Source organism: Sphingobium sp. SYK-6 (assembly GCF_000283515.1).
GTDB classification, from domain to species: domain Bacteria; phylum Pseudomonadota; class Alphaproteobacteria; order Sphingomonadales; family Sphingomonadaceae; genus Sphingobium; species Sphingobium lignivorans.
In genome coordinates this window covers 3,394,321-3,416,174 of sequence record NC_015976.1, presented here as the reverse complement: position 1 = coordinate 3,416,174, position 21,854 = coordinate 3,394,321, and the positions used below count along the sequence as shown (strand labels likewise).

The 21,854-nt window shown below is 64.7% G+C and carries 18 protein-coding genes and 1 tRNA gene; 8 read left to right on the top strand and 11 right to left on the bottom strand.

The window, feature by feature from the left end; translation table 11 throughout:
- Positions 1–8: 8 nt before the first annotated feature.
- The 8 genes from SLG_RS15625 to SLG_RS15590 form a co-directional block, all read right to left on the bottom strand.
- Positions 9–440, bottom strand: coding sequence for a metallopeptidase family protein (locus tag SLG_RS15625; RefSeq protein WP_014077469.1), 432 nt, complete (start codon positions 438–440; stop codon positions 9–11).
- A 5-nt stretch (positions 441–445) separates the two neighbouring features.
- Positions 446–1,336 carry a zinc metalloprotease HtpX gene (gene htpX, locus SLG_RS15620; RefSeq protein ID WP_014077468.1) on the bottom strand — a complete coding sequence of 297 codons (891 nt, stop codon included), beginning with the start codon at positions 1,334–1,336 and terminating at the stop codon, positions 446–448.
- 107 nt (positions 1,337–1,443) lie between these two features.
- Positions 1,444–2,196, bottom strand: coding sequence for an SDR family oxidoreductase (locus SLG_RS15615; protein WP_014077467.1), 753 nt, complete (start codon positions 2,194–2,196; stop codon positions 1,444–1,446).
- A gap of 42 nt (positions 2,197–2,238) precedes the next feature.
- A complete protein-coding gene (locus SLG_RS15610) occupies positions 2,239–3,729 on the bottom strand; it encodes an MATE family efflux transporter (protein ID WP_014077466.1) in 1,491 nt (496 codons plus the stop codon).
- 19 nt (positions 3,730–3,748) lie between these two features.
- Complete coding sequence (locus SLG_RS15605) at positions 3,749–6,424, bottom strand: valine--tRNA ligase (RefSeq protein ID WP_014077465.1); 2,676 nt, start codon at positions 6,422–6,424, stop codon at positions 3,749–3,751.
- Positions 6,425–6,588: 164 nt separating this feature from the next.
- A complete protein-coding gene (locus tag SLG_RS15600) occupies positions 6,589–7,143 on the bottom strand; it encodes a DUF2497 domain-containing protein (RefSeq protein ID WP_331386494.1) in 555 nt (184 codons plus the stop codon).
- 23 nt (positions 7,144–7,166) lie between these two features.
- Positions 7,167–8,615 (bottom strand): TolC family outer membrane protein, encoded by a 1,449-nt coding sequence (locus tag SLG_RS15595; RefSeq protein ID WP_014077463.1) that lies wholly within the window; start codon positions 8,613–8,615, stop codon positions 7,167–7,169.
- 19 nt (positions 8,616–8,634) lie between these two features.
- Entirely contained in the window at positions 8,635–9,288 is a 654-nt protein-coding gene (locus SLG_RS15590; protein ID WP_014077462.1) for a protein-L-isoaspartate O-methyltransferase family protein, read from the bottom strand.
- Between the two features lie 197 nt (positions 9,289–9,485).
- On the opposite strand from SLG_RS15590, the gene SLG_RS15585 reads away from it, so the two are divergent.
- Positions 9,486–9,559, top strand: a tRNA-Cys gene (locus SLG_RS15585).
- A 287-nt stretch (positions 9,560–9,846) separates the two neighbouring features.
- On the opposite strand, the gene SLG_RS15580 is transcribed toward SLG_RS15585, so the two are convergent.
- Together SLG_RS15580 and SLG_RS15575 are read right to left on the bottom strand one after the other, a co-directional pair.
- On the bottom strand, positions 9,847–10,482 hold the full coding sequence (locus SLG_RS15580; protein ID WP_014077461.1) for a 3-oxoacid CoA-transferase subunit B: 636 nt from the start codon (positions 10,480–10,482) through the stop codon (positions 9,847–9,849).
- Positions 10,482–11,201, bottom strand: a complete 720-nt coding sequence (locus SLG_RS15575; protein WP_014077460.1) for a CoA transferase subunit A — start codon at positions 11,199–11,201, stop codon at positions 10,482–10,484. Before SLG_RS15575 ends, SLG_RS15580 begins: the two co-directional genes overlap by 1 nt.
- Positions 11,202–11,264: 63 nt before the next feature.
- On the opposite strand from SLG_RS15575, the gene SLG_RS15570 reads away from it, so the two are divergent.
- Both SLG_RS15570 and SLG_RS15565 read left to right on the top strand, forming a co-directional pair.
- On the top strand, positions 11,265–12,053 hold the full coding sequence (locus SLG_RS15570) for an IclR family transcriptional regulator domain-containing protein (protein WP_014077459.1): 789 nt from the start codon (positions 11,265–11,267) through the stop codon (positions 12,051–12,053).
- A gap of 31 nt (positions 12,054–12,084) precedes the next feature.
- Positions 12,085–13,299, top strand: a complete 1,215-nt coding sequence (locus SLG_RS15565) for an acetyl-CoA C-acetyltransferase (protein ID WP_014077458.1) — start codon at positions 12,085–12,087, stop codon at positions 13,297–13,299.
- 205 nt (positions 13,300–13,504) lie between these two features.
- On the opposite strand, the gene SLG_RS15560 is transcribed toward SLG_RS15565, so the two are convergent.
- Entirely contained in the window at positions 13,505–14,281 is a 777-nt protein-coding gene (locus tag SLG_RS15560; RefSeq protein ID WP_041392112.1) for an IclR family transcriptional regulator domain-containing protein, read from the bottom strand.
- Between the two features lie 206 nt (positions 14,282–14,487).
- Between SLG_RS15560 and SLG_RS15555 the strand changes: the two genes are divergently transcribed.
- From SLG_RS15555 to SLG_RS15535, 5 genes are read left to right on the top strand one after another with little or no spacing between them, the layout of a single operon-like run.
- A complete protein-coding gene (locus SLG_RS15555; protein WP_051003787.1) occupies positions 14,488–16,923 on the top strand; it encodes a DUF1592 domain-containing protein in 2,436 nt (811 codons plus the stop codon).
- Positions 16,920–17,762 carry a hypothetical protein gene (locus tag SLG_RS15550; RefSeq protein ID WP_014077455.1) on the top strand — a complete coding sequence of 281 codons (843 nt, stop codon included), beginning with the start codon at positions 16,920–16,922 and terminating at the stop codon, positions 17,760–17,762. Before SLG_RS15555 ends, SLG_RS15550 begins: the two co-directional genes overlap by 4 nt.
- 47 nt (positions 17,763–17,809) lie before the next feature.
- The gene (locus tag SLG_RS15545) at positions 17,810–19,135 is read left to right on the top strand and encodes a DUF1552 domain-containing protein (protein ID WP_014077454.1); all 1,326 of its coding nucleotides are present in this window, start codon (positions 17,810–17,812) and stop codon (positions 19,133–19,135) included.
- On the top strand, positions 19,092–20,828 hold the full coding sequence (locus SLG_RS15540; RefSeq protein WP_083853419.1) for an ankyrin repeat domain-containing protein: 1,737 nt from the start codon (positions 19,092–19,094) through the stop codon (positions 20,826–20,828). Before SLG_RS15545 ends, SLG_RS15540 begins: the two co-directional genes overlap by 44 nt.
- Positions 20,829–20,847: 19 nt before the next feature.
- Entirely contained in the window at positions 20,848–21,714 is an 867-nt protein-coding gene (locus SLG_RS15535; protein ID WP_014077452.1) for a c-type cytochrome domain-containing protein, read from the top strand.
- Positions 21,715–21,854 lie beyond the last annotated feature (140 nt).

Genomic DNA, 21,854 nt, shown 5'->3' with positions numbered 1-21,854 from the left:
GTGCCCGCTTACGAGCCCGTCATGTCCTTCTCGCCCGTCATGTCCTTCTCGCCCGTCATGTCCTTCTCGATGGTATGCATGTCCTCGTCCGAAAAGCCGAAATGATGGCCCACCTCATGGACAATCACATGAGCGATGAGCGCGTCGAGCGCCACGCCGGTGTCCACCCATTCCTCCAGCAGCGGGCGCCGGTAGAGGCGGATGACGGGGGGCAGGCCGCCTGAATCCCAGATGCTCTGCTCGGTGAGCGCGCGGCCCTCGTAAAGGCCGGTCAGGTCCCACGGGTCCTCGATGCCCAGCTCGGCGAGCACGGCCTCGCTCGCAAATTCCTCGATCTGGATCGCGATGCCGTTCAGATGCTCGCGGAACAGGGGCGGCATCGCCGCGATCGCGCGGCGTGCCAGCATTTCCAGCGCATCAGCGTCCGGCGCGACAACCATGCCGGTCAGGGCCGGCCGAGCGGATCGAGCGCGGAGCGGGCGCGCCGCCGCACGGCCGGGGCCGATGCGGGGGCCGCGGGCTGCATCGCCTGCAGCGCCGCGATGCGCCGCTCGGTCGCGGGATGTGTGGAGAACAGCTCGGAGACGCCGGTCGGCACGATGTAGAGCTGCGCGGCGGCCGGATTCTGCGTCACGGCCTGCGGCGGGCGGCGCTGCGCCGCGCCCGCGATCTTGGCGAGGGCGGACGCCAGCGCGCCCGGATTGCCGCTGATCTCGGCGCCCGCCTTGTCCGCGCCGAACTCGCGCGTGCGGCTGATCGCCATCTGCACGATCATCGCGGCGAAAGGCGCGACGAGCACGGCGAGGATGGCTGCCAGCGGATTGCCGCCATTGCCGTTGCCGCCCCGGAAGAACAGGGCGAAATTGGCGATCATCGAGATGGCGCCCGCGATGGTGGCGACCATGGTCATGACCAGCGTGTCGCGATTGCGCACATGGCCCAGTTCATGCGCCATCACTGCCGCGACTTCCTCGCGCGAGAGCATGGCGAGCAGGCCGGTGGTGGCCGCCACTGCGGCATTCTCGGGATTGCGCCCGGTCGCGAACGCATTGGGGCTCGGATCCTCGACGATATAGACGCGCGGCATCGGCAGGCCGGCATTGCGGGCAAGGCCCTGCACCATGCCGTAGAAATCCGGCGCGCTGGTCATGTCGACCTCGCGCGCATTATGCATCCGCAGGACAATCTTGTCCGCGTTCCAGTAAGTGAACAGGTTCATGCCGGCCGCCACGAGAAGCGCGATCATCGCGCCGCCAGCACCCCCGAACATATAGCCCAGCCCCATGAACAGCGCGGTGAGCGCTGACAGCAGCATGGCCGTCTTCATTCCGTTCAACGCCTTAAACTCCTTGGCGAAATCCTGTGCCGCCAATGTAGGAACAGGGCAGGAGGCCTGCAATGCCGCGGGGCGTCGGATTCAGGGGGCCTTCGGGTGCGCCGCGCTCAGCCGTGCTGGAGATCGCAGTCGATCGGCAGCGCCGCGCCCGAGATCGAGCGTCCCGCCGGCGTGGTGAGGAACAGGGCGAGGTCCGCCACATGCGCCGGCGCCACGATGCGCTTGAGCGATTGCGAGCCAAGGCCCAGCGCCACTTCCTCCTCGAAAGACCGGCCGCTCGCCCGTGCCCGGCCCTCGATCACCCGGTCGAACCGCTCGCCGCCCACCGCCCCGGGCAGGATGGCGTTCACGCTGATGTCATGCGGGCCCAGTTCGATGGCGAGTGTCTTGGCGAAGCCGACGAGGCCCCATTTGCTCGTCGCATAAGCGATGCGATTGGGATAGCCATAGCGACCCGCCGCGCTGGACATGATGATGATGGTCCCTGCGCTGCCCTTGAGCAGCGGGATGGCGCGCTGCGTCACCTCGAAGCTCGCGGTCAGGTTGATGTCGATTACGCGCCGCCAGTCCTCGGACGGCAAGGCATCCGCGGGCAGGGTGGGGCCGCCGATGCCGACATTGCTGACCAGCACGTCCAACCCGCCGAGCTGATGATCCACCGCCCCGAACAACGCATCGAGATCGGCCTCGCGCGAGACGTCGCAATGCAGTCCCAGCAGGCCCGGCACGGCCTCCAGCGCGGCATTGAGGGCGGTTTCGTCGACATCGCAGGTCAGCACGCGCGCGCCGTCCTCGATGAAGCGTTTCGCGATGGCGAGGCCGATGCCCGCGCCGCCGCCCGTCACCAGAACCCGTTTCATGCCTCTCGTCCCTCCCTTTGCCGGCCTGTCGTGCCCGGACCCCTAAGCAGTGCCGCGCGCGAGCGGGGGGCTGGGCACGCGCAACTGGACGTTCCGCCAGCGGCCGAAGCGATAATAGAGCCAGGCCAGCACCAGCGAGATGGCGGTGCTCACGGGAAAGCTCAGCCAGAGGCCATCGACGCCGATCAACGGATAGGAGAGATAATAGAAGCCGATGCGGACGAAGAAGAGCGAGATGGTGAGGATGATCAGAGGCGCCAGCACGATGCCGTTGGCGCGCATCGTGCCGAACATCACCATTGCCGCCCCGAAAAGCAGATAGCTCCAGTTGACGATGTGCATCATGTGCTGGCCGATGGCGATCGCCTCGCCGCCATTCTCCAGGAACAGCGCGAGGATATGCCGGTCGAACAGGCTGACGAGGCCGATCAGCCCACCCGACAGCGCGAGGTTGACGAAAATGGCGACGCGCGTCGTCTGCTCCACCCGGTCCCATTTGCCCGCGCCGATATTCTGCGCGGCGATGGAGGACACCGCGCCGCCGACAGCCATCGCCGGCATCTGGATATAGTTCCACACCTGCTGCGAGGCAGCGAAGGCCGCGACCGTCAGCGTGCCCTCGCGATTGACGAAGCCGATGATGACCAGCGTGGAAAGCGACATGATGACCATCTGGATGCCCATCGGCACCCCGCGTCCCGCGACTACGCGCAGCAGCGCCCAGTCGGGCTTGAGATAATGCCATTCCGCGCCGCGCAGGCGCAGCGGCAGATCGCGCCAGTAGATATAGGCGATCATCGCGGCGAGGCTGAGATAGCTGGAGATGGCGCTGGCGAAGGCGGAGCCGGCGATGCCCATCTGCGGCGCCGGGCCGAGACCCAGGATGAACACGGGGTTGAGGCCGATATCCAGCAGCACCGACAGGATAATGAACCATAAGGGCGTCATCGAATCGCCGCTGCCGCGCAGGCCCATCATCACCATCACGAACATCATGCCCGCGGGCAGGCCGAGGAACGTGAAGTGAAGATATTGCCGCGCGAGGCGGAACACTTCGGGCGGCGTGGACAGCGTCGCCAGGATATGCTCGGACCACAGAAAGCCGGCAATGGCGATGACGAAAGTGAGGCCGAGGCAGAAGCCGATCGCGGAGCCGAAGGCATGGCGCGCCGCCTGCAGATCGCCGCGCCCGAATGCCTGGCCCACCACCACATTGGCGGCCATGCCGAAGCCGAAGATCACCGAGAACATCAGGAACATGATGATGTTCGCGTTCGCGGTGGCGGCCAGCGCCGCTTCCCCCAGGAAATGCGCGACCCAGATCGAGTTGATCGAGCCGTTCATGCTGTGGAGGATGTTGGAGACGAGCGTGGGCAGGGTGAAGAGGACGAGCGTCGCGAAGATCGGGCCGCTCGTCAGGTCCCGCCCGCCACGGATGTGACGCGGCCCGGGCTCGAAGCCCGTGTCTTCAGGATCGGCGTCAGCGGGCCGTGGCGAAGCGTCGTCGCGCGGGGGGGACAGGTCTTCGCTCATGGGCTCCCGATTTCATGTCTTATCCAAGTCGCGCCAGCGCAGCCTCCAGTCTCTGCGCTTCCGCGATCTTGTCGGCATGGTCGGCACGCGCTTTCTCGACGGCCTCGGGTTTCGCCTTTTCGACGAAAGCGGGGTTGGCGAGGCGTCCTTCCAGCGACTTGGCTTCCTTCTGCGCGGCCTGAAGGGACTTTGTCAACCTAGCCTTCTCGGCGGCAATGTCGATCACGCCTTCGAGCGGCAGGATGAAGGTCGCTTCGTCGACCACGATCTGTGCCGCACCGCCGCTCGCCGCGCCGTCGAAGGCCCAGTTCTCGATGCGGGCGAGACGGGCGAGGGCGGGCGCGGTGCGCTCGATGCGCGCGCGCGTCTCCGCGCTCGCCTCGTTGACGATGGCGGGGAGCCGCGCGCCGGGCGGCACGCCCAGCTCGGCACGGGCGCCGCGCACCTCGCTCACCAGCCGGATCAGCCAGTCGATCTCGGCGCTCGCCTGCGGATCGACCTGCGCCTGCGGCGCGGGCCATTGCGCGACGATCAGGTCATGCGAGCGCTCACCCTGCGCATGCCACAGTTCCTCGGTGATGAACGGCATGAAGGGGTGAAGCATGACGAGGATCTGGTCGATCACCCAGCCGGCGACGGCCCTGATCTCCTCATCGATCTGGGCCTTGATGAGCTCCAGATACCAGTCGCAGAACTGGTCCCAGACGAAATGATAAATGGCATTGGCGGCGGCGTCGAAGCGCAGGTCCGCGAGCGCCTTGTCCAGCTCGGCGAGCGTGCCGACGACTTCGCCGATGATCCACTTGTTGACCGCGAGCGTGGCGGCGGGCGCGGCGACGCTGGTGCTGGCGACGATGCCGTTCGACTGAGCAAAGCGCACGGCGTTCCACAGCTTGGTGGCGAAGTTGCGATATCCCTCGACGCGCTTCTCATCCATCTTCACGTCACGGCCCTGGCTCTCCATGGCGGCCATGAAGAAACGCAGCGCATCGGCGCCATATTGATCGATGAGGCCGAGCGGATCGACGACATTGCCCTTGGACTTGGACATTTTCTGGCCATCGGCGGCGCGCACGAGGCCGTGGAGATAGAGGCGGCGCCAGGGCACATCCTTCATGAAATGGATGCCCTGCATCGCCATGCGCGCATCCCAGAAGAACAGGATGTCGAAGCCGGAGATCAGGAGGTCGTTGGGATAGTGCTTGGCGAGAAGGGACGGGGAGGCCACTGCGTGCCCCTCTCCCAACCCTCTCCCCTCAAGGGGAGAGGGCTCTTGTTCCGGCCAGCCCAGCGTCGCGAAGGGCCAGAGGGCCGAGGAGAACCAGGTGTCGAGGACGTCCTCGTCGCGAGTCAGCTTGCGATTGCCGGCCTGCACCTGCGCTTCCGCCTCGGTCTCGGCGACATAGCATTGGCCATCCTCGTCGAACCAGGCCGGGATCCGGTGGCCCCACCAGAGCTGGCGGGAGACGCACCAGGGCTGGATGTTCTCCATCCAGTTGAAATAGGTCTTTTCCCACGTCTTCGGCACGATCTCGATGGCGCCCGAGCGCACGGCCTCGATGGCGGGCCTGGCCAGCGTCGCCGCGTCGACATACCACTGGTCGGTCAGCCAGGGCTCGATGACGACGCCGGAGCGGTCGCCATAAGGCGTCTGGATGGTGCGGTCCTCGGTCCGCTCGAGCAGGCCGGCTTCCTCCATCATCGCAAGAACGTGCCAGCGCGCCTCGAAGCGGTCCTGGCCGATCAGCGCCTGCGGGATCAGCCCGTCCGCCGTCTGGCAGACGCGGCCCTCGGCATCGAGCATGTTCAGCATGTCGGCGGGTGCGATGCCCGCGCGCTTGCCGACCTCGAAATCGTTGAAATCATGGCCGGGCGTGATCTTGACCGCGCCCGAACCCAGGGCCGGATCGGCATGCTCGTCCGCGACGATGGGGATGAGGCGGCCGGTGATCGGCAGCTTCACATATTTGCCCACCCACATGCGGTAGCGCTCGTCGTCCGGGTTCACCGCGACGGCCATGTCCGCCAGCATCGTCTCGGGCCTCGTGGTGGCGACGGAAATGGCGCCCGAGCCATCCGCCAGCGGATAGCGGAAATGCCAGAACTTGCCGAGTACTTCGCGCGTCTCGACTTCCAGATCGCTGATCGCCGTCTTGAGACCCGGGTCCCAGTTCACCAGCCTCTTGTCGCGGTAGATGAGGCCCTCCTTGTGGAGGTCCACGAACACCTTGACGACCGCCTTCGTGAAATGCGGGTCCATGGTGAACTGCTCGCGGCTCCAGTCCATGGAGCAACCGAGGCGTCGGAGCTGGCCAGTGATGGTGCCGCCGCTCTCGGCCTTCCAGTCCCACACCTTCTCGACGAACTGCTCGCGCGTGTAGTCCGTGCGCTTCTCGCCCTTGGCGTTCAGCTGGCGCTCGACCACCATCTGCGTGGCGATGCCGGCATGATCCGTGCCGACCACCCACAGCGCATCCTTGCCGCGCAACCGCTCGTAGCGGACCATGATGTCCTGCAGCGTATTGTCCAGCGCATGGCCGATGTGCAGGCTGCCGGTCACGTTCGGCGGCGGGTTGACGATCGTGAAGGGCTGCGCGTCCGGGCGGGCCGGGCGGAACTGGCCGCTCGTCTCCCAGTGCTGATACCATTTCGCCTCGATGGCGGCGGGATCGAATGTCTTGGCAAGCTCGGTCATGGGGCGGTGCCTTAGTCAGTCTCGCTCTTTCGCGCCAGCCCGGCCATGGGCACGGGCGCGCGAGAAGGGCGGGTGATGTCATGCGGGCCCGAAAGCCCGGCGGAAGTGGAAAAGCCGACGATCAGCCGGACTGTCGGCTCGTGGGGAGCGCTACAGCCCGGCCGTCATACTCGGCCAGTGATGCGGTCGATCTCGCGCTTGACCAGCGTTTCGACCAGCCCGGGCAGATGCGCGTCCAGCCAGTCCTTCAGCATCGGGCGCAGCATCTCGCGGACCAGATCCTCCAGCGTGCCCGCCGGCCCATCCTCGGGGCGGATCAGCAGCCGGGACAGATTGACGAGGGACTCGCGCGCGGCCTGCGTGCTCATGTCCGACATGACGCCGGGGACGGGAGCGGCGGTGGCGGGCGCAGCATTGCTGCGCGGCTTTGCCGTCCTGGCTTCGGCCTTCGGCGCTTCGGCCCGGGCGGACTTGCTCTCTGGCTTGGCTGGCGGGGTCATCGCGGGCTCCTCCTGCGCTGGGCCGGCGTGCGTCTCACCGGGCAAGGCATCGGTAAGCTCCAGGATATGATCGTCGGTTACCAGGCTGGCCGGGACTGCGGCGGCGCTGGCCGGGGCAGCACGACGGGGGGCGCGGGGCGCCTGCGCGGCGCCATCCTCCTCGGCGATGATCCGCTTGATGGAAGACAGAATTTCTTCCATCGACGGTTCGTTCGGCATCGCGCCCATTCAATCCCCGACGATCAGTTGGTTCCCTCGGGCTTTACTGTCGCGTTTTGCGTCGTCGAGTCAACCGTGCGCGACGAAATCGGCGCCGGCGCCGGATCGTCATCCCAGTCGAACCACTTGCCCTTGACCCGGCCATAATTGGTCCGGGGGTCCTGGATGTCCGTGCTGCTGACCCCGAAATCCGTGGGGCTGATCTGGCCCATCGCTGCCAGGAGCGAGAAAGCCGCCACATAGGCATTGCGCTCGGCCGTCACGAGCTGGACGCGCGCGATGAAGCTTTCCTGCTCGGCATTGAGGATGTCGAGAATGGTCCGGGTGCCGACGCTGTTTTCCGCGCGCACGCCCTGCAGGGACAAGGCGCTCGCATCCACCGCCACGCGGCTCGACTCGATCACTTCGTTGCTGGCCTGCCAGCTTGAGAAGAGCGAGCGCGTCTGGGCAATGATATTGCGCTCGACGGCGGTCCGCTGCTCCATCGCCTGCTGCTCGCGGGCCTGGCTCTGGCGAACCTGCGCGGCCGGGCCGCCGCCCTGATAAAGCGGCAGCACGATCGAGGCGCCGACCGTGACGGTCTTGCCATATTGCTGAATGGTCGCATCCGGCGTGGAGTCGAGGTCAGTCGTGTACTGACTGTTGGTGAAGGCCGAGACGGTCGGGTGACGCAGCCCGCGCGCGACGCGCACGTCATATTTCGCCGCCTCGGTCAGCTTCTCCGCCGCCGCGAGATCGGGATTGTTCGCAAGCGCGATGTCGACCGCGGTGTCCGGGCTCGCCGGCAGGCCCGGAAGCGAAGGCGGCGGCTGGAGGTCGACCGGCTCGTGCCCGACAAGATTGATATAGCGCTCGCGCGCCTCGATGAGCTGCGCCTCGGCCGTCTTGAGATCGCCGCGCGCGAGCGACAGGCGGGATTCGGACTGGGCAACGTCCGTCCGGGTGAGATCGCCGACCTGGAAGCGGTTGTTGGTCGCCCGCAGGTTCACTTCCAGAACCTGGACGTTGTTGCGGCTGAGCGCCACCACCGACTGGCCGCGGATGACATCCATATAAGCCGCGACGACCTGGCTGAAGATGCTCAGCTCCGTCGCCCGCAAGTCGAGCTGGCCGGCCTCGATGCGCGTGCGCGCGCTCTTCATGCCATTGCGCACCCGGCCGCCCGAATAGATCGGTGCGGAAATGCGCCCCGTCGCCGAGATCGTGCGATCGGGCTGGAAGGCATTTGGAATCTCGCGATAGGCGTTTTCCTGATAGACGGTCTCCACGCTCAGGCTGGGGAGGCCGTTCGCCTTCTGGATATTATAATTTTCGTCCGTCGCGCGCTGGCCGGCCCGCGTCGCCGTCAGCGTCGGGTTGTCGCGATAGGCGGCAGCAAGCGCTTCCTGCAGCGTCTCGGCACCCGCCGGCAGGGCCGTGCTTCCGAGCAGGGCCGTCAGGATCGCGAGGCGCGCAGTCGATCGAAGGGGCATGGTGGTTTTCGGCCTCTGGTCAGAAAGTGAAGGCTTTGGGCCGGGCGAAACCGGGCAGGATGACCGCTTCGCTGTCCGCGAATGCCCGCGCGCCAAAGCCGCCCGCCGAGCGCGCACCGGCGCAAAGGCGCGTAACGCCGCGTTCCGCAGTTGCGAAGGCCGCGCGCCCGTCCACCTTGAGCTGCTGGATCAGCGCATCGGCCAGCTCTTCCACCGCGCCATCGACGAACAGCAGGTCATAAGGCGCGCCTTCCGGCCATCCCGCGGCCAGCGGGCCGGCGTGAAGGGTAATGCCCGGGCGATCGCCCAACTGCCGTGCGGCCTGCTCGGCCAGAACCGGATCTTCCTCGATCGCCACGACGACGCAGCCCAGCCGCGCCAGCAGCGCCGCCGCATAGCCCGTCGCCGCACCGATCAGAAGCACGCGCTGGCCCGCGCGGGGCGCCACTTCCACGAGCAGGCGGGCCGTGGCCAGCGCCGGATTGAGCGCGCGGCCGTTGCCCAGTGGCACGGCGCGGTCGGTATAGGCTGCGGCCCGGCGTTCCGCCGGCACATAAGCCTCACGCGGCTCGGCGAGAATCGCCTCGATGATCGCCGGATCATTCACGTCGTTCGTGCGCAACTGGCTTTCCACCATTGCGCGGCGCATTGCCTGGAAATTCTGCTCGCTCATGCCGTCCCTGATGACATAACTGTATTGCTGTTACAATACACCAAATGGCGCTGCCTGTCTCTCTAGTCTTTTTGCAGCGCACAGTGAAACAATTTTCCGCTTGAATGGCTTTGGCACCGCGGCAGGGCCACGGAGCCGGCAAAGCGGATTGCGTCCGCGTGCGATTTGGGCTAGCCGCGCTGCTCCACCGCGACCGAGGCCCGATGGCGGAGTGGTGACGCAGCGGACTGCAAATCCGTATACGCCGGTTCGATTCCGGCTCGGGCCTCCAGACGCCGTCTCTGGCGATTGATATTCGTCCTGGAAACGGCTGTTTTGTTCGCAGTGCCCCCCGGCCAGCGCACCATTGCCGCTCGCAAAACCCCAGCGTCCGGTCATCGCTCTGCGGTCGTTTGAGCGCCGGTCGGATCGGTCGGGAGGATATCCCTCCTGGTCGACCGCGTTGGTCACGGTTGGAGGATGTCGGGTCGGCCGATGCATGGGCGTCGCTGCCAACACGCTCCTCCGCCAGTTTTTCCGCTCTCCCGTCTACTGGCCCCGCTTATCGCCCTCATCGGCTCAACCGATGACGGGAATCTCTGTCTTCTGGCGGATTTCCTCCAGCGAGACGCCGTTGGCGATGTCCTGAACGATGAGGCTCTCGGTCGCGCGGTCCAGATTGAACCGGCCGAGTTCCGAGATGATCGCATCGACGACGCCGGCGCCCGTCAGTGGCAATGTGCAGCGCGGAACGATCTTGGGGCTTCCCGCCTTGTCGATATGGCTCATGACGACCACGACGCGCTTCACGCCGGCGACAAGGTCCATCGCCCCGCCCATGCCCTTGATCATCTTGCCCGGCACCGACCAGTTGGCAAGATCGCCATTGCCGGCGACTTCCATCGCGCCCAGGATCGCGAGGTCGATATGGCCGCCGCGGATCATGGCGAAGCTCGCCGACGAGCTGAAAAAGCTCGACGTGGGCAGGGCCGTGACCGTCTGCTTGCCGGCGTTGATGAGATCGGGGTCGACATCGTCCTCGAAGGGGAAGGGCCCGATCCCCAGCATGCCGTTCTCGGATTGCAGGACCACGTCAATGTCGGTCGGCACATGGTTGGCGACCAGGGTCGGAATGCCGATCCCAAGATTGACATAATAGCCATCCTGGAGCTCGCGTGCCGCCTGAGCGGCCATTTCCTCGCGCGTCCACGCCATCAGCCGGCTGCTCCTTCACGCTCGCGGGTCGTGCGGAATTCGATCCGCTTTTCATAGGAAGGGCCCTGGATGATCCGGTTCACATAAATGCCTGGCGTATGCACCTGGTCAGGATCGAAGGTTCCGGCGGGCACGATCTCCTCGACCTCTGCGATCGTCACCTTGCCGGCCGTCGCCATGTCCGGATTGAAGTTCCGCGCGGTCTTGCGATAAATGAGATTGCCTTCCGGATCGGCTTTCCAGGCCTTCACGATCGCGAGGTCGGCGCGCAGCCAGGTCTCCCGCACGTAGAGGGCGCCTTCAAACGTCTCGACCGGCTTCCCCTCGGCAACGACCGTGCCGACCCCCGTCCTGGTGTAGAAAGCGGGAATGCCGGCACCGCCTGCCCTGACGCGCTCGGCAAGCGTACCCTGGGGGGTGAGCTCGAGCTCCAGCTTCCCCGTGAGGTAGAGCTCGGCGAACAGTTTGTTCTCTCCAATGTAGGATGAGATCATCTTCCTGATCTGGCTGTTGTTGAGCAGTGTCCAAAGGCCAAAGCCGTCCGCCCCGCAATTGTTCGAGATGATCGTGAGATCCTTCACGCCACTGCGCAGGAGGCCGGCGATGAGATGCTCGGGATTTCCCGAGAGCCCGAAGCCGCCCGACATGATCGTCATGCCGTCAAAGGCAATGCCGGCGAGCGCTTCATCGGCGTCCTGGAATATCTTGCGTTTTGCCATTTCCTGCCTATATGTCCGATTATCGAACAAATGAATCAATAATCGGAAAAGAGAGCGAGGTCAATGCTGGACCAGGGTGACCCGTGTTCGGGCCAGAGCGATCCCAGTTTCATGCTGTCCCTGGCCCGTGGACTTGAGGTGCTGCGTGCCTTCGAGGGGCAGGTTTCGCTGTCAAACGCCGAGACGGCGCGCGTCACCGGCCTCACCCGCGCGAGCGCCGGGCGTTGCCTGCACACGCTGGTTCAGCTCGGTTATGTCCGGGAGCAGCGCGGCCGTTTCTTTCTGACGCCGGGCCTCTTGCCGCTGGCCTGCGGCTATCTCACCTCGACGCCATTGGCGAGCGCCAGTCAGGCGATTGCCAATGGCCTTCGGGACCGGCTGCAGGAGACCGTCTCCGTGGGAACGCTGGACCCCCGGGACCCCGGCCGCGTGATCTACATCGCGCGCGCCGAACGAAACCAGATCATCGCGGCGCCCCTGCTGGTCGGCAGCACCCTGCCGAGCCACTGCACGTCGATGGGGCGCGTGCTGCTCGCCTATCTTCCCGCCAGCGTGCGCAGGGCGTGGATCGATAGCTCGGTGCTTGAAGTGCGAACCGATCGGACGGTTGTGGACAAGGGCCAGCTCTCAGGCGTGCTGAGCGAGGTCGCCGAACAACGCTGGGCGCTGGTTGAGGGAGAGCTGGAGATAGGCTTGCGATCGCTCGCGGTTCCCGTGCGCGATCGGGACGGAACCGTGGTCGCGGCCCTCAACATCGCGACCTTTTCCGACGCTCATTCGCGCGACGATCTCATCGAGACCGTCCTGCCGGACCTGCGAGCCGCCGCAGGGCAGCTCGAACGCGCCATCTGACAATCCAAGACATTCCCAGGAGTCCTGCATCATGAAGCTTCGTCGCGCCGCCATTGTTTCGCCCCTGCGGACCCCGGTCGGAAAGTTCGGCGGCGGGCTCTCGGCCCTCAATGCCGGACAACTGGGCGCAACGATCCTCAAGGCTCTAGTCGAGCGAAGCGGCATCGACCCGGAGCGGGTGGATGATGTCGTCTTCGGGCATGGCTATCCGAGCGGCGAAGCGCCTGCGATCGGCCGCTGGTCCTGGCTCGCGGCCGGGTTGCCCCAGACCATCCCGGGCTTCCAGCTCGACCGGCGCTGCGGCTCGGGCCTTCAGGCCGTGATCGAGGCCGCCATGATGGTCCAGACCGGCGCCGCCGATGTCGTGGTCGCCGGCGGCGCCGAGAGCATGTCCAATGTCGAACATTATACCAGCGCGCTTCGTTCGGGCGCCCGCATGGGGAATGTCGAGCTTCACGATCGGCTGACCCGCGCGCGCCTCATGTCCCAGCCCATCGAGCGTTATGGCGTGATCACCGGCATGATAGAGACCGCCGAAAATGTGGCCAAGGATCATGGCATCGCGCGGGAGGCGTCGGACGCCTATGCGGTCCGATCCCACCACCGCGCCGCGGCTGCCTGGCGCGAGGGGCGCTTCGATGCCGAGGTCGTGCCGGTGACGGTGCCCCAGCGTCGCGGTGACCCGGTCGTGTTCGCCCAGGATGAAGGCATCCGGCCGGATGCGTCGCTCGAGAGCTTGAGCGCCTTGCGACCGATCGAAGGGGGCGTCGTCACAGCCGGCAATGCCAGCCAGCAGAATGACGCCGCCGCCGCCTGCCTTGTCGTCGCGGAAGACCGGCTGGAGGCGCTTGGCCTTCAACCGTCAGGCTGGTTCGTTGGCTGGGCTGCGGCCGGCTGCGATCCCTCGCGCATGGGCATCGGACCAATCCCGGCGGTCGCTCGCCTGTTCCAGCGGACCGGCCTCGACTGGAAGGACATCGACCTTCTCGAGATCAACGAAGCATTCGCCTGTCAGGTTCTTGCCCTCCTGAAGCTCTGGGGCTGGAGCGAGAATGACGAGCGCCACGAGATCCTCAACGTCAATGGCTCCGGAATCTCGCTTGGACACCCGATCGGTGTGACCGGCGCCCGGATCATGGCGACGCTGCTGCACGAGCTTGGTCGTCGCAAGGCCCGCTACGGTCTCGAGGCGATGTGCATCGGCGGCGGGCAGGGTCTGGCAGCCATTTTCGAACGCGCCGGCTGACGCACGCATCGCATCATCCTGGCAGCTTTCCTAAAGGCCGTGGACGATATCAAGATGCCCGGCCGCAGCTACTGGATCCTGTTCGAGCGTTCACGGGAGCGCGGGGCCGGGGTTCCGCCAACGGACCTGTCATGTCCCAGAAAGGCTGAACAGAAAAATGGCCCGCTCTTCAGAGTGGCCATTTTCGCGCCTGTAATGGACTCGATCAAAGAAGAACGGCCGCTGTCTCCTCCAGCTCCCTGGCCGCCGCCTGGAGCGGCGGCAACAGATCGGTCACGAGACCCTCAAGCGTGGTCCGGCTGACGGATGTCGCTGCTACGATCGCTGCCGTCGTTCTGCCATCGATCCGAAGGGGGACAGAGATCGACCGCTGTCCGAGGAAAATGTCCTGATCGTTCGTCGCATAGTCGCGTGTGCGAACCTCATCCAGAACCTCACGAAGTTTTTCGTGTGACGCGATCGTATTTGGCGTGAATGCTTCCAGTGTCCAGCCATCGAGAAGCGTTTCGAGTTCCTCAGGCGACAGGGAAGCGAGTAACACCTTGCCGGATGAAGTCGCGTAAGCCGGGACACGTGCGCCGACATGAATATAATAGTTCTCGAAATCCTTGTAAGTGGCACGCGCCACGTAAACGACATCGCGATTGTCGAGGATGGCGAGGTTACAATTGATATGATATTTTGCCGCAAGTTCCCTGAGCAATGGTCCCGCTGCTTGAGAAAAAGGCTGCGACGACAGGTATGCCGTTCCAAGGCCAAGAACTTTGGCAGTCAGCCGAAAGCGGCCATCATTGTTTACCGCATAGCCTAATAATTCCAGCGTCCTCAGTATTCTTCGAGTGCTTCCCGGCGTTATCTTGAGCTCTCGCGAAATCTGGCTGAGCGTCCATTCAGGGTTGTCTGAGCTGAACAAGGCAATGACCGCAAGCCCCTTCTCAAGAGAAGGGATGTATTCGTCATCGTTCGTGGTCGATTTGGTCAACTGGCTTTCCTTTTTTGCTCTGCCGTAACCTTGCCAGGACCAGTCAGGTGCCACTTGTGAAGGGCCGTGCGTCCAGGTGCGCTTCATTAATGCTGAACTGAGTTCCCTTGACAACCCCCATTGTAGGTCATAACCATAGCCGGAAAGTTTTTCGGTAAAGATCGGAAATAGTTCCGGCTTTGGGGATGGGGCATGGGATTCGGGTTATGATGCACGTTTCTCCGGCTCAGTTCCGGGCGTATCTCTGGCAAGGGCATGACAGGGGCGCGATCGCCGAGGGCGGAAAGGGAATCCGCCACCTCGCCGTCGCCGCCATGGCTTTGGTGCTCGTTCTGCTCGCCTATCTGTTCCCGGTCGGCGGCAGCGATGCGCCATCGCCGGCGATGCTGGCCAAGGCGCCGCACCCCCTGATCGGCAAATACTGCATGAGTTGTCACGACAGTGTCGAGAAGACGGCGGGGCTCGCCTTCGACGAGATGAGTCTCGCCAATCCGTCGAAGGCTCCCGAGCTATGGGAGGCCACAGTGCGGCGCCTGTCCAGCGGCATGATGCCCCCGGCGGGTGAGCCGCGACCCAGCAAAGCCGAGGCGCGCGAGCTGATCCAGGCGATCACGTCCAGTCTGGATGGCGCCAAGCCGTTGCCCGCTCCCGCCGTTCTGCGCCGTCTGACCCGGAGCGAGTATGGCAATGTCATCCGGGACCTTCTTGGCCTGAACGTCGATGTCACGACGTTGCTGCCCCCGGACCCGTCCACGAAGGGTTTCGACAATATCGGGGAGATCCTCACCACGTCGCCCGCGCTGGTTCAGGGCTATCTGAACGCAGGCATGCGCATCAGCCGCCTGGCGGTGGGCGATCCGACCATGGCATCCGCGCGGCGGGCCTTCCCCGTACCCCAGAAGCTCGACAACAGCCGGTACATAGCGGGCCTGCCGCTCGGCACGCGCGGCGGCGTACGGCTCAACGTGCTTTTCCCGGTCGAGGGCGACTACGAGGTCGAGGTGCGTGCCGGGCCCGGCATCACCTTGTTCAGGAAATATGGCGGCGGGAAGATGCCCAATGTCGATCTGACGGTCGCCGGAAAGGCATTTCCGGTCGACAGCAAGGGGAAAGCGCGCGTCCATGTCCGTGCCGGCGAGTTCCCCGTCACAGTGGCGTTGCGCGACGTGGATCTGGAGCCCGGTGTCGATGAGATCTACGCGACCTTCAACGTTAAGGGCACGATCATGGACGTCGCGGTCAACGGGCCGTTCAACGTCAAGGGCGTCGGCAAGACCGCCACCCGCTCAAAGATCTTCAGCTGCTATCCGCGCAAGCCGATGGAGGAGCGAGCCTGCGCGCGCAGTATCGTTGCGCGCCTGGCCGGCAAGGCGTTCCGCCGGCCGGTGGCGGAGCAGTCCGCCGACATGGACTTGCTGATGCGATATTATGATCAAGGCCGGGGGCGCGGCAATTTCGAGACGGGCGTTCAGCAAGCGCTGGCCTATGTCCTGGTCGATCCCCGCTTCCTTTATCGGGTTGAGCAGGAGCCTGCCGGTGCCGCTCCGGGCTCGGTCTATCCGGTATCGCCGATCGAGTTCGCCTCGCGTCTGTCCTTCTTCCTCTGGAGCAGCATTCCCGATGGCGCGCTGATGGCGTCGGCCGTCAGCGGCAAGCTGACCCAGCCGGCGGAGCTGGAGCGCCAGGTCCGCCGCATGATCGCAGACAAGCGCGCCGATGCGTTCGTCGACAATTTTGCCGGCCAATGGCTCAATCTGCGGCAACTCGCCAGCGCAGAGCGCGAGAGCAAGGATTTCGACGACAATCTGCGCTTCGCGATGGAGCGGGAAACCAAGCTGCTGTTTGCGAACGTGCTGCGCGGCGATCGTCCTGCCGTTGAGCTGCTCAATGCAGATTATACGTTCGTGAACGAACGGCTGGCGCGGCATTACGGCATCAAGGGCGTGCAAGGCGACTATTTCCGTCGCATCGCGCTTCCCCCCAGCAATCCGCGTCGCGGCCTGCTGGGGCATGCAAGCATCCTGACCGTCACATCGGTCGCCAACCGCACGTCGCCCGTCATCAGAGGTGCATGGGTGCTGGAAAACATCCTTGGCGTGCCGCCGTCGCCGCCGCCGCCGGGTGTCGAGACCAATCTGGATGCGTCCGTCAAGACGCCCCAGACACTGCGGGAACGGCTTGCCCAGCATCGTGAGAACCCGGCCTGTGCCAGCTGCCACAACATGATGGACCCCATCGGACTGACGATGGAGAATTTCGATCAGACGGGGAAGTGGCGCACACATGACGGGCCGTTCCCCATCAATGCATCGGGTACGTTGGTCGATGGCACGGCATTGCGCGACAGTGCGGATCTGAACCGCGCGCTTCTGAAATATTCCGACGCGTTCGTGGCGAACCTGACCTCGAAGCTCATGACCTATGCGCTTGGGCGGCCGGTCAATGCGCATGAAATGCCCGCGGTCCGCGAGGTGATGCGGCGCTCCAAGTCCCAGGGGAACGGGCTCATCTCGATCATCATGGGCGTGGTGGAAAGCCAGCCCTTTCTCACGCGAACCAACGCGGCGCGGCCGCTCGGGCCTCCGTCCCGCTCGACCCGGACCGAAGAATCGCAAGCGGAAAAGAAAAGGAAAGCTGCGTGATCGAACACGAGACCATTCCCGATGTCGCACGTCGTACATTGCTCATCGGCGCGGCCAGCCTGCCATTGCTGAGCAGTTCCCTTGCGGGCGCGGCGGCGCTTCGCGGGGATGAACTTCCCCTGATCACGACCGGCCTGGAGCATTTTGCGATGACAGTGCCGGACGTGACTCCGACCGCGCGCTTCTACAGCGCTGTGTTCGGCCATGGGCTTTTCAAGGAGATGGACCCGCCGCTGCGCTATTATGTGATGATCGGCAAGGCCTATATCGCGATCGGCAGTCGCGCCAGCCAGCCGGCGCCGGTCATGGATCATTATTGCGTGGCCGTCGAAGGCTATGATCGCGACAAGATGAATGCGGCTCTTTCGGCGCTCGGACTGCCGCCAGCCGCGCGGGGCATGGTGCTGGATCCCGACAAGATCGGCCTGCAGTTGCTCAAGGATCCGGCTGGCCTGACGGAGACGAACATTCCGGCAGAGCGCATATTGGGACGCGGATACGGCCTGGTGCAGCCATATGGGATGGACAATGTTCTGCTGCGCGTCGCCGATCTCGGTGCTTCCAGCCGCTTCTACGACCGCTTTTTCGCCCGGACGCCGGCCAGGGAGAAGGGTGAGATCTGGTATCGCGCGGCGGATACGACGATCCGCCTCGCACCGCAGTCGCCCGGCGGAGCGACGGGCTTCAAGCGCGTCGGAATCCGGGTGGGTCCATTCGATCCTGTCAAAGTGTCGGCGGGTCTGGTGTCGCTCGGTGCGAAGCCGCTGAGTGGCGCAACCGCGGTGCGGCTCCGCTTTACCGATCCCGATGGTTTCGAAGTCGAACTGATCAAGGTCTGAGACGAGAGTGGGGCCGCGAGGCCGAGCACTCGGAAAGGTGGCGTGAGATGCACTATATCACAAAGAAGCACCTGTCGCGACGGACGCTCCTGAGGGGCTTTGGCGGGGCTGCGCTGGCTTTGCCCTTCCTGGAATCGATGCTGCCTGCCGCGACGAATGTCTCGGGAGCCGCGAGCCGGACGCGCCTGGGCTTCTATTATGTGCCGCACGGCGCGGTGATGGACAAATGGACGCCCGCCACCGATGGAACCGATTTCGCGATGTCGCCGACATTGCGCTCGCTCGAGCCTTACCGGCCCTGGCTGAACGTGATCAGCGACATGGGACTGCCGCTTGCCTACACGGAGGACGGCTCGGCCGCCGCGCATCATTCCAGCTCGTGTGCGACCTATCTCAGCGGCGCGGCGATGCACAAGAACGAGAACCGGCTCGGCATCACCATCGATCAGCTCGCTGCCCGGAAAATCGGCCAGGAGACGCCGCTTCCGTCGCTCGAGCTCGGGATAGAAGGGAGCTCGGCGACATGCGGGGAAGGGTGGAGCTGCGCTTATCGTGACAGCCTCGCCTGGTCCGACGAGCACAGTCCGCTGCCGGTCGAACGCAACCCGCAAGTCGTTTTCGAGCGTCTGTTCGGCGATGGTCGGGACGGGAATGCGCGCGCCGCAAATCGCCAGCAGGCGGCAAGCATTCTGGATGGCGTGCTGGAGCAGACGTCCTCGCTGCAGCGGAACCTGCCCGCGGCCGATCGACGCCGTCTCGATCAGTATCTGACGGACGTCCGCGAAGTCGAGCGGCGCGTTGCGCTTGCCGAGCAGCAGGCATCGAGCGACCTCGACCTGCCGCCCACGCCTGTCGGCATCCCTGCCGATTTCGAGGACCACATCAAGATGCTGTTCGATCTGCAGGTACTTGCCTGGCAGACAGAGATGACGCGCATCTCCACGCTCATGGTCGCCGTCGAGATCAGCAACGCGATCTATCCGAAAAGTGGTGTCCGTGAGGCGTTCCACCCTCTCTCGCATCACAGCAATATCCAGGCGAACAAGGACAAGCTCGCTCAGCTCAACGCCTATCACGTCAGCATGTTCGCCTATCTGCTCGAGAAGATGAAGAGCACGCCGGACGGCGATGGCAGCCTGCTCGACAACAGCATTCTCATGTGGGGAAGCGGGATGGGGGACAGCAATGTCCACAACCATGACCCTGTCCCCATCGTCATGGCGGGAGGAGGCTCGGGTTCGATCAAGGGCAATCGCCACATCCGATCGGGGTCAGGGAAGCGTCCGCTTTCAAATCTCCTTCTAACAATTCTGCAGAAAGCGAACGTCAATGTCGACAAGTTCGGCGACAGCACCGGAACCGTGGATCTCTAAACTGGCGGTGCCGCGGCTCGCCGCAGCACTTGGAATTGTCTTCATTCTGGCCATGATCGCACTCGCGGCGCTGAGCATGCGGTCGCGCGCACCAGTGCTGCCGGCGCCGGAGGCAAGCATTCTTGGACGCAGGATGGCCGAGGCAGCCAGCGGCAGAATGATGGCGGAGGCGCGCGCCCTGCTTGAGCAGGGGGCAGATCCAAGCCAGGTCAGCGCAGACGGGACCCCAGCTCTCCTGTGGGCCGCGCATTTCTCCGACCAGCCGACAGTGTCGCTGCTCCTGGATCATGGCGCGAACCCGGACGGGATCAACCGCTTCGGGACCACGGCCCTGCACATCGCCAGCGGACAGGGTGACGAGGCCCTTGTGAAGCGGTTGCTCCAGGCCGGGGCGAAGCCGGACATCCCGGACGTCCGGGGCGAGACGCCATTGATCGCCGCTGCCCGGCAGGGCTCGCTGGGGGTCGTGAGCCGGCTGATCGACGCGGGCGCTGCGGTCAACACGGCAGAGAAGACGCATCACGTCACCCCGCTCATGCTGGCCGCCTGGAACGCGCATCCGGATGTCGTGCGGCGCCTGCTCGAAGCCGGTGCCAGGATCGATGCGAAAACGATTGTGGGCGATACGCCCAAGTTCACACCTCCGGGGTTCGGCAACGGATCGCATGGCGACGGCATCATCCGCGGAGGCGTCCCGCCGCAGGGACAGCGTCCGCCGATCGCAGGCGGGCTCACGCCGCTCCATTATGCAGTCCGTGCCGGAGACCTTGAATCCGCCCGTATGCTCATTGAGGCCGGTGCCCCTCGGGAGGGCGCAGAACCGAACGGCATCAGGCCGCTGTTGATGGCCATTCTGAATAATCGGATGGACATTGCCACGTATCTCCTCGGCCTCGGCGCGAACGTGAACGCCGCGGACTGGTACGGGCGCACTCCGCTCTTCGCGGCCGTCGAGATTCGCAACGTGGAGTATGCGAGCGACAGCACGGAGCACGGCATAGATCGCCCCGCAGTGCTCAAGGTCATCGAGCTGCTGCTTCAGAAAGGCGCGCAACCCAATGCCCGCGTGAATGAATATCCGCCCATCCGTCAGTTCCTGATGCATGGCGGTTCGCTCTCGTGGGTCGACTTCACGGGGCAGACACCGTTCCTGCGCGCGGCACTTTCGGGTGACGTCACGTCCATGAAGCTCCTCATAAAATATGGCGCAAATCCCAATCTCGCGACCTGGCGCGGGACGACGCCGCTGATGGCCGCAGCGGGGGTCAACTGGCAGTTCTACCAGACGTACGACGAGGGTGAGGACCAGCTCCTGGAAGCGATCAAGCTCTGCATGAAATACGGCCAGGACGTGAACGCGGCCAACTCCATGAAAGTGACCGCTCTGCACGGAGCTGCGAACCGCGGTTCCGACAAGATCGTGCGCTTTCTCGTCGAGAAAGGCGCGCGGCTGGAGGATGCCGACGATCAGGGGCGGACCGCGCTCACCTGGGCCCAGGGCGTGTTCCTTGCGACGCTGCCGGCGCAGGCCAAGCCGACGACAATCGCTCTGATCGAGCGGCTCTGCAAGGAGCGCGGACTCCAGTGCGAACGCCGCAAGCCCACGGTCGCACCAGGCGAGCCGGCTTCCGAACCGCGCGCTGCGCCCGCGTCCGCAACCCCAGCCATCATTTCCAGGAAACAGGCGTCATGACGAGAAGGACCACGCGCCGATGAACGACTTCATTTTCTTTCTCGGCCGTTTTCATGTTCTCGTTCTTCATCTGCCCATCGGGATACTGCTTCTGGCGGTCCTGATGGAGGCAATGTCGCGTCGGCCAAGATTTGGCGCGCTCGTTCCGGCAGTATCGCTCACCTGGCTTGCCGGGGCGATCTCCGCGCTGGTCACCGTCGCCCTGGGCTATATGCATGCCACGGAGCCGGGCTTCACCGGGCCGGGGGTGAGCCTTCATCGATGGGCCGGCACGGCTCTCGCCTTCGCGGCCATTGCGATCTGGGCCTGGCGGCTCGAAGCGCCTGCCACCTTCTCGAAGATCTGGCCAATCCCGCTCGTGGTGGTCCTCATCCTGATGACTGCGACTGGCCATCTGGGCGGGAACCTCACGCACGGATCGACCTATCTGACCGAATTTGCCCCGGGCCCCTTGCGATCACTGGCCGCCGGAGAGGCTGCGCCGGAAGCGGCGCCGCGCCCGCCGATCACCGACATCGCCAAGGCGGACATCTATCTTGATGTGATCGCGCCTGCTTTCCGTGACCGCTGCGCCTCGTGCCACAACGACGACAAGAAGCGGGGCGGCCTTTCGCTCGTGCGTTACGATGAAATGATGAAAGGGGGCGAAACCGGGCCCGTCATCGTGCCCAAGGACCCCGGGAAGAGCGATCTGTACCATCGTATCACCGTGGCGCGAAACCATGTCGACTTCATGCCCAAGAACAACAAGACGCCGCTCGACCCCGCGCAGGTCCAGGCGATCCGCTGGTGGATCAGCATCGGCGCACCCGCGAGTGGCGAAATCGGCAAGCTGACGCCGCCAGCCGATGTGCGCGAAAGCCTTGTCAAAGCCGGGGGTCTTTGAACGGCCGGCGTTCTTCCAGGCTCGCCAGAGCGCGCTCCTGGCCCGATGTCAGTGCCTCGGGGGATCTCTTTCCTCATCATAAGATTATGGCTTGTTTATCGGAAAACTTTCCGGTAGCCGGCCCATATAATCCGGAAAAT